Origin of the sequence: Terasakiispira papahanaumokuakeensis (genome assembly GCF_001709345.1) — a bacterium.
Taxonomy (GTDB): domain Bacteria; phylum Pseudomonadota; class Gammaproteobacteria; order Pseudomonadales; family Halomonadaceae; genus Terasakiispira; species Terasakiispira papahanaumokuakeensis.
Genome location: NZ_MDTQ01000001.1, coordinates 2,871,438 through 2,884,616 on the forward strand (window position 1 = coordinate 2,871,438; position 13,179 = coordinate 2,884,616).

The window sequence follows — 13,179 nt, forward strand, 5'->3', positions numbered from 1 at the left end:
GCTACCCATTGAAAACTCGACGGCCCACCCATTGAAAAAACAAACGCTTCATTACCATGGGCAGTGCCGCGCTCACAGCGATCAGGTCGACAGCTGCGATGACTTAGAAATCACCCTTTTCTACGCAGCAGCGAATTCGCTTAGCCCCCTCAATACACTCTGAAAGCTCTGCAACCAGCGCCATCCGTACACGCCCTGCACCTGGGTTCACGCCCTGGGGAGCACGAGATAAGTAGCGCCCCGGTAAAACCCCTAGGTTTTGTTCACGCAGCAAAGCCATGGCAAAAGCTTCATCATCTCCCCCCGGCACCGCAGGCCATAGATAAAAGCCAGCATCAGGGCGTTGAACATCCATCACCGGTTGCAGGATCTCGAGCACTGCATCGAACTTGGCACGATAGGCCTCTCGATTCTCGCGCACATGCGTTTCATCCTGCCAAGCCGCAATAGAGGTCTGCTGATGATGAAGCGGCATGGCACAGCCATGGTAAGTACGATAGCGTAAAAAATCGCTAAGGATCGCCGCATCACCCGCCACAAAGCCTGAACGTAAACCCGGCAAATTAGAACGCTTAGACAAGCTGTGAAAGACAACACAACGCTTAAAATCATGCCGTCCGAGCGCAACACAAGCTTGCAATAATCCAGGAGGCGGCATCGTTTCATCATGATAAATTTCGGAATAACACTCATCGGCCGCAATCACAAAATCATATTGATCCGCTAGCGCAATCAAGCGTTGCTGTACGGCCAAAGGCATCACCGCCCCGGTGGGGTTGCCCGGTGAACAAATAAACAATAACTGAGTATTTTCCCAAACCTCCGGGGTAATGGCCTCGAAGTCAGGAATAAAGCCATCAGCCTCAAGGCAAGGCAAGTAGTGCGGCTGCCCTCCCGCCAGCAAGGTCGCCCCTTCATAGATCTGATAGAAGGGATTAGGCATCAATACCGTCGCTGGACGGGATCGGTCGAGTACCGTCTGCACGAAAGCGAATAACGCTTCACGCGTGCCATTGACAGGCAGCACTTGAGTCTCAGCCTCTAAGCTCGCCCCAAATCGACGCTGGCACCAGTGCGCAATCGCCTCGCGTAACGCTAATAAGCCTTTTGTACCTGGGTAATGACTGACTTGCGGCAAAGCATCACGCAACACCGCCAAGACAGATTCAGGTGCAGGATGACGCGGCTCACCAATCGTCAATGGAATATGGGCTAAATCAGCAGCAGGCCTGACATCTGCTTTCAGCTGTGCAAGCTTCTCAAACGGATAAGGATGTAAATGAGCAAGATCCGGGTTCATGTCCAGCCTTCCAGCTTAGTGGCGAAAAGCGCTCATATCCGTCGCCTTGTTCGCCGTTTATTATCGTGTCGACACACATCACCATGCCCAGACGACACGGCTCTTAAAAAGAGCACTAGAAATGGACATCACGATGCAAAGACAGTATGAAAGTTTAACGTTACATTATATCAGCGATAGTGCTTTACAACAGTGCTTTACGACAGCGCTTCTTCGCCAGGCACGATTATTGGCGGGCCTCTCGATCGAGCTCATCACAAAGTCGGTTTTGCAGCTGCTGACAGATCTCAGGATCCGAAAGAGGTTCGCCGCTAGGCAACGTAATAAAGAAGACGTCTTCAACACGCTCACCCAAAGTGGCAATTTTGGCATTCTGCAACCACAGATCATATTCCATAAAAATGCGACCGATACGCGCCAAAAGACCTGGGCGATCAGGGCTGATCACCTCGACCAAGGTCCGAAAATTGACCGGATCATTGCTGATATTCACCTGAGTTGGTAGCGTAAAGTGCTTCAACTGGCGAGGCGTATGATGGCGCACCAAGTCAGGAAAATCCTCAGGATCATCCAGGGCTTCAAACAGAACCTGTCGGATCTCAGCCAAACGGGCAGGATCACGCGGCATGGTCCCATCGGGTTCCAACACGATAAATGTATTCAGAGTATACCCATTATCACTGGTCGTGATTCGAGCATCATGAATAGATAAACCCAATTGATCTAAAGCCGCGGCCGTCGCGGCAAAGATAAAGGCCACATCCCGCATATAGACAAAGACTTTAGTGCTGCCCTCACGCATATCCTCACTCGGCCCAGCCACTAGAATCAACGGATTGGGGTCATCTTTATGCTGTAAAATTCCTAGCGTCTGCCAGGCCACCTCACTGGGTTGAACCTGCAGAAAATAGTCTTCTCCCAAGTTATCCCACAACGACCAGACCTTCGCTGTGTCCGCTCCCATCGCATTCAATACTGATAACGCTTCCTGGCGTGTTTCCTCCACCCACTCTTCACGATCGATTGGATTTTCCAGTCCACGCCTTAAAGCACGCTTGGTTTCACTGTAAAGCTGATGAAGCAAGGCTGCACGCCAGCCATTCCACAGTTTCGGATTAGTGGCATTGATATCCGCGACCGTTAGCACATAAAGATAATCCAGCCGCATTTGATTCTTCACCAGCGCCGCGAAGTCGGCAATCACATCTGGGTCAGAAATATCTTTTTTCTGTGCGGTCATCGACATCACCAAGTGCTGCTCGACGAGCCAGCGCACCAGACGGGTATCCCGCCGCGAGATATGATGACGCTCACAAAAATCGACGACCACTTCACCGCCTAATAATGAATGATCGCCGCCACGTCCTTTGGCTAAATCGTGAAATAGACCCGCGATATAAACAAGCTCAAGCTTAGGCAGCTGCTGAATGACTTCGGAGGCCACCGGATAACGCTCATCATGATGGCAGGTATGACGAAAATCATGGAGAAATTTGAGCAAGCGTAGCGTATGCGCATCCACGGTATACACATGGAAAAGGTCGTGCTGCATCATCCCAACAGCACGCCCAAAGTCAGGTAAATATTTGCCAAGAACCCCATAGCGACTCATACGGCTTAACTGGAGCGCGACATTACCAGAAGAGCGTAAAAGCTCCATAAATAAGCTGGTATTACGCAAGTCTTGGCGAAAACTTTCATCAATCAGATGGCGATGATCACGAATCGCTCGAATCGTACTGGCACGCACGCCCTCAACATCATCACGTTGCGCCATCAAAAGAAAAATTTCGATTAAGGCAAAGGGCTGATGCGCAAACACATCTGGATCAATGGCTTCAATATGCTGGTTTCGCAACTGAAAACGTCGATTTAGCGGCTGAACGATCTCCGCTTGCTTGGATTCAAGAATCACTTCCTCGAAATGCTGCAATAACACATCGTTAAGCTCAGTCAGCATCATGACCACACGGAAATAACGCTTCATGAACTGTTCAACGGCCAAGCGTTGCTCGTTATCGGCATACTCGAACATGCGGGCCAACTGAATCTGATAGTCAAACAGCAAACGATCTTCCGCTCGCGATGCGATCATGTGTAACCCATAACGAATCTGCCACAAGACGCATTGCCCTTGGGTCAATAATCGTAGCTCGGCCTCATTGATGAAGCCCTCTTCAACTAAATCATCAAAGGTTTGGGCACCAAAGTGACGCTTAGCCACCCAGCCAATCATCTGAATATCACGCAGCCCGCCGGGAGAGCTTTTAATGTTCGGTTCTAGGTGATATTCACTGTTGTTATATTTCGCATGCCGGGCAATTTGCTCTTGCCATTTGGCTTCAAAGAACTCAGCCGATGGCCACATATGCTCACTGCCGAGTCGCTCATCCATCGCGGCTCTTAATCGGTCAGGGCCGACAATAGTGCGATTTTCCAACAAATTAGTCGCAACCGTAATGTCGCCACGGGCCTCACGCTCGCAGTCATTTAAAGAGCGAACACTGTGCCCAATATCAAGGCGCAAATCCCATAAGAAGGTGATAAATGCCGTAATCGCCTCACGGTAGGCCGTATCGTCATCCTGCTCTAGCAGGATCAAAAGATCGATATCAGAGCCAGGATGCAGCTCTCCTCGGCCATAGCCGCCCACTGCCAATAACGCAATATGGTCATCCGGCCAATTAAAGCAGCGCCATGCACAAGCCAGCAGTTGGTCCATCGCCCAGGCTCGCCCATAGACTAGGTCACGGATATCCGCGCCCGCTAAAAAGTGCTGATCAAAGCCTTCTCGTAGCGTTTGCAATGCACTACGAAAAAGCGCCACCGGAGGCGGCGCCTGGGATGAAGTCGTCTGATCATTCGCAAGGGAAGCAGCCTCATCAAGCTGAGCCGTAAAGGCTTCTATATCTAATAGTGCCGAATCGGGCTGAAAAGAATAGTGAATACTCATGATGATCTGCTAAGCCCCAGCAATCAGGCGGGCAATGCCTGTCGATAAGTCGATTCTTCTTGGCGCGCGGTCAAAACATCGACCCCTGTTTCAGTGACCAGCAAAGTGTGCTCCCACTGAGCAGATAAACTGTGATCCTTAGTCACCACTGTCCAGCCATCTCGCAAGAGCTTACACTGACGCTTACCAGCATTGATCATGGGCTCAATGGTGAAGGTCATCCCCGGCTCAAGCACCAAGTCTGTTTTGTCGGTATAACCGTCGTAATGCAGAACTTGTGGATCTTCATGGAAGTTTTGACCAATCCCATGACCACAATATTCCTGCACCACGGCAAAGCGTTCTTTTTTGGCCATATCTTGAATTAAACGACCAATATCAGAGAGCCGAGTGCCCGGTTTCACCAAATCAATAGAGGCATAAAGTGAGCGTTGAGTGAATTCACACAAACGCTTGGCCAACACTGAAGGCTCACCGACATAGAACATTTTGTTGGTATCACCGTGATAACCATCTTTAATGACGGTGACATCGATATTCATGATATCCCCGCGCTTAAGTACCTTGTCATCACTGGGAATACCATGACAAATCACATGGTTCACAGAGGTGCAAATTGACTTGGGGAAGCCATGATAGTTCAACGGAGCCGGAATAGCGCCTTGTACATCGACGATGTAGTCGTGGCAGAGTTTATCCAGTGTTTCAGTGCTAACGCCTGGCTCGATATGTGCTTCAATCATTTCCAGCACATCAGCCGCCAAGCGACCGGCAACGCGCATTTTTTCAATTTCTTCAGGCGTTTTGATCGTAACGTTCATGGAAATCCAATGCTTAAAGGCCCGGCAGACAGGCTGACTTGGAACAAAATACGAGTGTCCGTCCGGACTGGGTTCTTTATATTGACGCTGGTCTATGCTATAAACCTGCGCGCCCTGAGCTGAAGCCAGAGCATACGGCAACGAGCCGGTGTAAGGCAAACTAGGGCGCCTAAACTTAGGAGTGGCTGGAGATCATCCGGACCGCCCATTAAAAACGTCACACATGCACCGACACATGTTCCTGGGTGCCTGCAAGTCAGGTTGGAGCATGGGGTGTATGGAGGCCCAACCCATTATTTGGAGCATGACAATGGCACAAGTATCTATGCGCGACCTGCTGCAAGCCGGCGCTCACTTTGGTCACCAGACTCGTTACTGGAACCCGAAGATGGGCAAATACATCTTCGGCGCTCGCAACAAGATCCATATCATCAACCTGGAAAAAACGGTCCCGGCTCTGAATGACGCGGCGAATTTCGCGTCCAAGCTGGCTTCTGGGAAGAATAAGATCCTGTTCGTCGGCACTAAGCGCGCTGCCAGCAAAATCATCAAGGAAGAAGCCACCCGTGTAAACATGCCGTTTGTCAACCATCGCTGGTTAGGCGGCATGCTGACCAACTATAAAACGATCCGCCAGTCTATCCGTCGTCTGCGTGATCTGGAGTCTCAGCAACAGGATGGGACTTTTGACAAGCTGACCAAGAAAGAAGCGCTGATGAACCAGCGTGAAATGGACAAGCTGGAACGCTCCATCGGCGGTATCAAAGATATGGGCGGTCTGCCGGATGCATTGTTCGTGATCGATGTTGACCACGAGCGTCTGGCCATCAACGAAGCCAACAAACTGGGTATCCCGGTGATTGGCGTGGTGGATACCAACTCAAATCCGGATGGCGTTGACTACATCATCCCGGGTAATGACGATGCGATCCGTGCAGTTCAGCTGTACGTTCAGGCCATCGCGGATGCTTGCGATCAAGCCAATCAGAATACCCCGGAAGAGCTGGTTGAAGTATCCGAGGACAAAGCCGAGTAAGGTCTGTCCTGATCGCCACAGGGCTGTCATCGTGGCATGACACCCTGTGGCTGCATCGGGGGGCTTCGGCCCCCTTTTGCACGCCCTGACAGGCATACGAGAGCTTATGATTTCATGTTGTTAATGGCATCGCCCATTAACGATTCACGAACAGGCAAACGAGAGGTTTCACCATGGCAGCGATCAGCGCCTCTATGGTTAAAGAACTGCGTGAGCGTACCGGTCTTGGCATGATGGAGTGCAAAAAAGCACTGCAAGAAGCTGAAGGCAGCATCGACACTGCAATTGACAATCTGCGTAAGTCTTCTGGCCTGAAAGCCGCGAAGAAAGCCAGCCGTGTAGCCGCGGAAGGGGCTGTTGCAACACGTGTGGCCGCAGATGGTAGCTACGGCGTCGTCATTGAAGTCAATTCTGAAACAGACTTCGTGGCTCGCGATGACAACTTCAAAGGCTTCGTCAACACTGTTGTCGAAAAGCTACTGGAGACACGCGAAACAGATATCGCCAAACTGACCGAAGGTGAGCTGGAAAGTGCCCGCGAAGCACTGGTTCAGAAAATCGGTGAAAATATCAGTGTTCGTCGAGCGGCGGTTTTGGAAGCGCCAGCTGGCGGTACCGTAGGTGAGTATGTTCACGGCGGCCGTATCGGCGTCTTAACTCAGCTGACTGGCGGAAATGCTGACGTCGCGAAAGACATCGCAATGCATGTCGCAGCGGTTAACCCGCGCGTCTGCCGCCCGGAAGATATGCCTCAGTCTGAGCTGGATCACGAAAAAGAGATTATCAAAGCTCAGCCCGATATGGATGGCAAGCCGGAAGAAATTAAAGAAAAAATGGCCACTGGCCGTTTGAAAAAATATCTTTCCGAGAACAGCTTGATCGAACAGCCATTCGTTAAAGATCCGAGCCAAACGGTTGCTGAGTTCGCCAAGGCCAATGGTGCTGAAGTCCAAGGCTTCACACGTTTGGAAGTGGGTGAAGGCATCGAGAAAGAAGAAACTGATTTTGCTGCAGAAGTCATGGCTCAAGTTAAAGGCCAGTAAGCGATAATCAGTGAAAAGGCGCGCTGGGCATAGCTCATGCGCGCCTTTTTGTAGGTATCCCAGTTCTTTTGTAAGTATCACAGTTCTTTTGTCAGCATCACGGTTCTAATCACGGCAGTGCCGTATAACCGTCATCAAAAGACTGAACAAGCTTTTGACCCAGGTACTGCATTACGCAGTGCACTATTTACGCCCAGTTTACGCTCAGTGGAGATCGACCATGGCCATGCCTGAACGCAATGCCAAATATAAGCGCATCCTGCTCAAACTCAGTGGTGAAGCCCTTATGGGCGACCAGGAGTTTGGTATTGACCCCAAGGTACTGGATCGAATGGCGCTTGAGATCGGCCAGCTGGTTGGCATCGGTGTTCAGGTCGGTATTGTCATTGGTGGGGGCAACTTGTTCCGAGGCGCCGCCCTCCATGCTGCCGGTATGGAACGTGTCACCGGCGATCATATGGGCATGCTGGCCACAGTGATGAATGCACTGGCGATGCGCGATGCGCTTGAGCGTTCAAACATTCGCTCACGCGTGATGTCTGCGATTCCGATGAGTGGTGTTGTCGAACATTATGATCGCCGAACCGCTATCCGTTACCTGACCGCAGGTGATGTCGTGCTTTTCTCCGCCGGTACGGGCAACCCCTTCTTCACCACGGACTCCGCCGCTTGCTTACGCGGTATCGAAATTGATGCGGACGTGGTCGTCAAAGCCACTAAGGTCGATGGCGTCTACAACAAAGATCCGGTTAAATATTCCGATGCCATCAAGTATGATCGCCTGACTTATGATGAAGCGCTGGATCAGAAACTTGGCGTCATGGATCTAACCGCAATCTGCCTGGTACGAGATGAAAATATGCCCGTACGTGTTTTCAATATGAATCGTGCAGGCGCATTATTGAATATGGTTGTAGGTGGCAAAGAAGGCACCCTGATAGACCAAGGCGAAAAACCTGCTGATGCCTGAGTCATCAGCGCTCAACGTCTCTCAGATGAATGACACCCAGAGGTTGTAATCGTGATCAACGAAATCAAAAAAGACGCCGAAGCACGCATGCAGAAAACCGTTGAGTCGCTGCACTCAGCACTGAATAAAATTCGTACTGGGCGCGCGCACCCCAGCATTCTGGACAGCATCCGTGTGGACTACTATGGCGGTGAAGTGCCCATTAACCAAGTCGCCAATGTCAACGTTGAAGATGCCCGTACACTAGCCGTCATCCCGTGGGAAAAGACGATGGTCCCGGTCGTCGAGAAAGCGATCATTAAATCTGACCTAGGTCTGAACCCCAGCACGTCAGGCAGTAACATCCGAGTGCCAATGCCAGCACTGACGGAAGAAACACGCAAAGGGTATATCAAACAGGCCCGAAGCGAGGCTGAAAATGCTCGCGTTGCAGTACGCAACATCAGACGTGATGCAAACGCTCATTTGAAGGGCTTGCTGAAAGACAAAGAAATCACCGAAGATGAAGAGCATGGTGCGCAGGATAGTGTGCAAAAGCTCACCGATAAGTTTATTGCTGAAGTCGATCAGGTGCTGGAATCCAAAGAGAAGGATCTGATGGAGATCTAATGGGTCCTCCCATCCAATCAACATCAGTTACGACCAGTGGTACGCTCGTGAGTCATGACAGTAGGTTTTAATGACCTGTTTTAACTTCATGTTTTAACGACATGCTGTTGACACTATCGACTCACGGGCGCTGCCTTTCATTCCTTCCACGCCTGATGTCACCATGACTGATCGTTCTACTCAAGCGGTACCGACGATATCGCCACTCCCACGCCATGTAGCCATCATCATGGATGGTAATAATCGATGGGCCAAAGCACATCAACGTAGCAGTATTTCAGGGCATCGTGCGGGTGTTGAAGCTGTTCGAGCAGTCATTGAGGTCGCACTGCGTCAAGGCATAGAAGCCCTGACCTTGTTTGCATTCTCCAGCGAAAACTGGAAACGCCCCCAGCACGAAGTAAGTGCATTGATGGAGCTTTTCCTGTGGGCGCTGAAACGCGAAACCAAACGTCTGAATAAGTATCAGGTAAGGCTCCGAGTAATCGGGGATCGCTCCCGCTTCTCAGAAGAGATACAAAAGCTCATTCAACAAGCCGAAGCACAAACTCGTCATAATCAACGCATGGATTTGGTCATCGCCGCCAATTACGGGGGCCAATGGGATCTTGCTCATGCGGCGCAACTAGCAGCACGCGATGTCGCTCATGGCACACTGACCCCGGATGACATTGACGAGGCTTATCTGAGTCAATATATCTGCCTGAACGACCTCCCCACCGTAGATCTCTGTATCCGTACCAGCGGGGAACAGCGCATCAGTAATTTTCTATTGTGGCAATTGGCCTATGCAGAATTACTCTTTGTCGATACGCTCTGGCCCGATTTTAAACAAGCAGCCTTTACCGAAGCGTTACAAGAATTCGCCGGACGCCAGCGGCGCTTCGGCGGCCGTTAGCTGCGCAAGAAGGATGATGGTGTGTTAAAACAACGTATTCTTACCGCATTACTCCTGGGGCCCTTAGCACTCTGGGGCTTGCTGGGTCTAAGCGGGCCTTATTTCGCGCTCTTTTGTGGCGTCATTATTGTATTAGCCAGCTGGGAATGGTCACGCTTATGTGGTTTTAAAGCCAAGGGGCAAATACTTTACCCACTCGGCATTGCCATCACACTGGCCTTGTTGTGGCTAATCCCTATCAACTGGCCTCTCACACTGTGGGCCTCGCTGGCCTGGTGGCTTTTTGCGCTGATGTTGGTTATCGGCTACCCCCATTTGACCCATATTTGGTCAGGCACTTGGCATCGCGCCGTCATTGGTCTTTTGATACTACTGCCGACTTGGTGCGGCTTCATGTTATTACGCCAGGCTGGAGTGAACTGGCTGCTCTATGTGCTTATTCTGGTCTGGGCGGCAGATATTGGTGCCTATTTCGCTGGCCGCGCCTTCGGCAAGCGCAAACTGGCCCCGAATGTCAGCCCAGGAAAATCCTGGGCGGGTGTCTTTGGCGGCCTCGCTGCCACCTTATTTTGGGCATTAGGGGTTGCCATAGGTGCCGGAGCCAACCTCCAGCAAACAGGCCTGATGATGGCCATAACGTTGCTGGTTACGTTTGCCTCCGTATTAGGCGACCTGACCGAAAGCATGTTCAAACGCGAAGCAGGATTGAAAGACTCCAGCCAGCTGCTACCCGGTCATGGTGGTATTTTGGATCGAATTGATAGCTTAACCTCTGCGGTCCCGCTGTTTGCACTATTGGGTCTTCCGCTGGTGGAGCACTTATCATGACGATCAACCCGACGACGCCACGCACCATCACGCTACTCGGGGCCACTGGGTCTATTGGCCATTCCACACTGGATGTCATTGCTCAGCATCCTCAACGGTATCGGGTGCATGGGTTGAGCGCTTACCGCCGACTAGACGCATTACTGAGCCTCTGTCAGCAGTTTCAACCGGCCCAAGTCGCTGTTCCAGCAGAGTCTGTAGACCGCTTTGCACAACAACTCGCGCAAGCAGGACTCGCTCATATCGAAGTCCTGGGTGGAGAATCAGGTTTACGCGAGCTGGCAACCGCACCAGAAGCAGATACTTTGGTCGCGGCGATTGTTGGCGCTGCCGGGCTTATGCCAACACTGGCTGCAGTCCAAGCAGGGAAACGCGTTTTACTGGCGAACAAAGAAGCTTTAGTCATGTCGGGGGCTTTATTTATGCAAGCCGTCGCAGATCATGATGCAGAGCTTCTCCCGGTTGACTCAGAACATAATGCGATTTTTCAAAGTCTGCCGGAATCCTACACCTCGCTCACAGCCAGCGGTGTGGATAAGATTCTCCTGACCGCTTCGGGCGGCCCTTTTCGTGGCCGATCAGCCGAATCACTCCAAGAAGTCACCCCTGAACAAGCCATTGCTCACCCCAACTGGTCAATGGGGCAGAAAATTTCTGTCGACTCCGCCACCTTGATGAATAAAGGGCTTGAACTGATCGAAGCCTGCTGGTTATTTCATGCCACTCCCGCCGATATTGACGTCATTGTCCACCCACAAAGCGTCATTCACTCCATGGTACGCTATGCCGATGGATCGGTACTGGCACAGCTTGGGGTCCCCGATATGCGCACCCCGATCGCCCATGCTTTAGCTTGGCCTGAACGCATCCGCTCTGGCGTGCAGCCATTGGACTTTATGACACTGGGACAATTGACCTTTGAAGCGCCAGACCATACGGCCTTCCCTTGCCTTCAATTGGCAGAGCAAGCATTCGCAGCCGGTGGCACAGCACCCGCCGTATTAAATGCGGCCAACGAAGTCGCCGTTGACGCTTTTCTCAAGCGACAGATCCGTTTTGACCAAATTGCTCAGGTCATAGACCATACACTGCAACAACGCGCCCCAAAATCTGCAAACCAATTGGATGAAATACTGTCTGAAGACCGATTGGCCCGTGAACAGGCGCAGGCTTATATTGCAACTCGAACGATAGCCGCGACGACGTCGCCAAAAACAACGACAGAAACAGCGACAGAAACAACGACTCATACCTCAACAGGTAGGAACTGATGGCGTTTTTACACACTGCAGTGGCATTGATTGTAACCCTTGGGGTTTTAATCACTTTTCATGAATTCGGCCATTTTTGGGTGGCTCGCCGCTGCGGCGTTAAGGTGCTGCGCTTTTCGATTGGCTTTGGCAAACCGATTTGGCGTTGGCAAGATCGCCAAGGTACCGAGTTTGTGCTGGCCTGGATTCCTCTCGGTGGTTATGTCCGGATGGTCGATGAGCGTGAAGGCACGATTGCGGAAGCAGACAAGCCCTTTGCATTCAATCGAAAACCCGTCATGCAGCGTATTGCGATCGTTGCGGCGGGCCCCATAGCCAACTTTTTATTAGCAATCGTGGCTTACTGGGTCCTGTTTATTTCTGGTACACAAGTCCTGGCTCCAGTGGTGGGTCACATTCTCCCACAATCCCCCGCCGCCCTAAGTGGGTTAGCCTCGGGCGATGAAATCATTCAAGTCGACCATAAACAGACCTCTAGCTGGCAAGACGTCGGGCTGGCTTTACTGGACCGCCTAGGGGATACCGGTGAGGTACGTCTTGAGGTGAGCAGCCATGAACATCAAGTCACCCGAGAACTAAGACTCCCGATACAGGCGTTTATGGTCGGGCAAAAAGAACCTCGGCCGCTGCAATCATTGGGCATTACCCCCTGGCGACCGGATATCCCGGCGCGTATCGGGCGTGTACTCGAAGAAGGTCCCGCAGCCCAAGCAGGGCTTAAAGCGGGCGACCTAGTGCAAGCAATCAACGGACAAGCGATCAAAGACTGGCCTGACTTAGTCGAGCATTTGCGTGCATCACCGGGCCAATCACTGACCTTACAAATTGAACGCGACCAGCACACACAGTCACTCACAGTCACCCCACAGGCACGTGCATTAGATGATGGGCAGACGATTGGTTGGATCGGCGCCGGGGTAGAAATGCCTTCAATGCCCGCCAGTATGCAACGCGAGATTCGCTACAACCCGGCTGCCGCGCTTGCTGAGGCATCCGCCAAGACGTGGGAAATGAGCACACTGACACTGGGCTCAATTGGCAAAATGTTGACCGGTCTGATCAGCCCGGACAACCTCTCAGGCCCAATTACCATTGCCCGGGTTGCCAGCGACTCGGCTCGATCAGGCTGGGAAAGCTTTATCTCGTTCCTAGCTTACGTCAGTATTAGTTTAGGGGTATTAAACCTGCTACCAATCCCTGTACTGGATGGCGGTCATTTATTATTTTATGTCATTGAAGCCATTCGCGGCCGCCCAGTGCCCGAACGTATTCAGGAACAGGCGATGCGTTTAGGCATGGTCATATTAGGTAGCGTCATGATCATGGCTTTTTATTTTGACCTGATGCGGCTGTAAGTCATCATATTAAAAACGTCGATGTCTAACCAATATTGGCACAGTAGCAATCGTCAAGGATTCGTTTGAAATCAAATGCCTGCGTACTATCAAGG

General features: G+C 51.5%; 11 protein-coding genes. 8 read left to right on the forward strand and 3 right to left on the reverse strand.

All coding sequences use genetic code 11. From position 1 onward, the window contains the following. Positions 1-103 precede the first annotated feature (103 nt). The 3 genes from dapC to map all read right to left on the reverse strand — a co-directional run bounded on the left by dapC (position 104) and on the right by map (position 5,074). Positions 104-1,300 carry a succinyldiaminopimelate transaminase gene (dapC, locus tag BFW38_RS12530; protein ID WP_068999188.1) on the reverse strand — a complete coding sequence of 399 codons (1,197 nt, stop codon included), beginning with the start codon at positions 1,298-1,300 and terminating at the stop codon, positions 104-106. 226 nt (positions 1,301-1,526) lie between these two features. Next, the gene (locus BFW38_RS12535) at positions 1,527-4,253 is read right to left on the reverse strand and encodes a [protein-PII] uridylyltransferase (RefSeq protein ID WP_425427912.1); all 2,727 of its coding nucleotides are present in this window, start codon (positions 4,251-4,253) and stop codon (positions 1,527-1,529) included. A gap of 23 nt (positions 4,254-4,276) precedes the next feature. Further along, positions 4,277-5,074 (reverse strand): type I methionyl aminopeptidase, encoded by a 798-nt coding sequence (gene map / locus BFW38_RS12540; RefSeq protein ID WP_068999192.1) that lies wholly within the window; start codon positions 5,072-5,074, stop codon positions 4,277-4,279. Between the two features lie 310 nt (positions 5,075-5,384). On the opposite strand from map, the gene rpsB reads away from it, so the two are divergent. The 8 genes from rpsB (at position 5,385) to rseP (ending at position 13,084) form a co-directional block, all read left to right on the forward strand. Beyond that, positions 5,385-6,110, forward strand: coding sequence for a 30S ribosomal protein S2 (gene rpsB, locus BFW38_RS12545; RefSeq protein WP_069000454.1), 726 nt, complete (start codon positions 5,385-5,387; stop codon positions 6,108-6,110). A gap of 173 nt (positions 6,111-6,283) precedes the next feature. Further along, positions 6,284-7,153 (forward strand): translation elongation factor Ts, encoded by an 870-nt coding sequence (tsf, locus tag BFW38_RS12550; RefSeq protein WP_068999194.1) that lies wholly within the window; start codon positions 6,284-6,286, stop codon positions 7,151-7,153. A gap of 220 nt (positions 7,154-7,373) precedes the next feature. After that, the gene (gene pyrH / locus BFW38_RS12555) at positions 7,374-8,123 is read left to right on the forward strand and encodes a UMP kinase (RefSeq protein ID WP_068999196.1); all 750 of its coding nucleotides are present in this window, start codon (positions 7,374-7,376) and stop codon (positions 8,121-8,123) included. A 51-nt stretch (positions 8,124-8,174) separates the two neighbouring features. Continuing rightward, a complete protein-coding gene (gene frr / locus BFW38_RS12560) occupies positions 8,175-8,732 on the forward strand; it encodes a ribosome recycling factor (RefSeq protein ID WP_068999199.1) in 558 nt (185 codons plus the stop codon). Between the two features lie 163 nt (positions 8,733-8,895). After that, positions 8,896-9,630, forward strand: coding sequence for a polyprenyl diphosphate synthase (gene uppS, locus BFW38_RS12565; protein ID WP_068999202.1), 735 nt, complete (start codon positions 8,896-8,898; stop codon positions 9,628-9,630). Between the two features lie 21 nt (positions 9,631-9,651). Then, complete coding sequence (locus BFW38_RS12570; protein WP_068999203.1) at positions 9,652-10,458, forward strand: phosphatidate cytidylyltransferase; 807 nt, start codon at positions 9,652-9,654, stop codon at positions 10,456-10,458. Next, positions 10,455-11,729, forward strand: coding sequence for a 1-deoxy-D-xylulose-5-phosphate reductoisomerase (ispC, locus tag BFW38_RS12575; protein WP_068999204.1), 1,275 nt, complete (start codon positions 10,455-10,457; stop codon positions 11,727-11,729). The genes BFW38_RS12570 and ispC overlap by 4 nt, the downstream gene beginning before the upstream one ends. Further along, positions 11,729-13,084 carry an RIP metalloprotease RseP gene (gene rseP / locus BFW38_RS12580; protein ID WP_068999205.1) on the forward strand — a complete coding sequence of 452 codons (1,356 nt, stop codon included), beginning with the start codon at positions 11,729-11,731 and terminating at the stop codon, positions 13,082-13,084. The genes ispC and rseP overlap by 1 nt, the downstream gene beginning before the upstream one ends. Positions 13,085-13,179 lie beyond the last annotated feature (95 nt).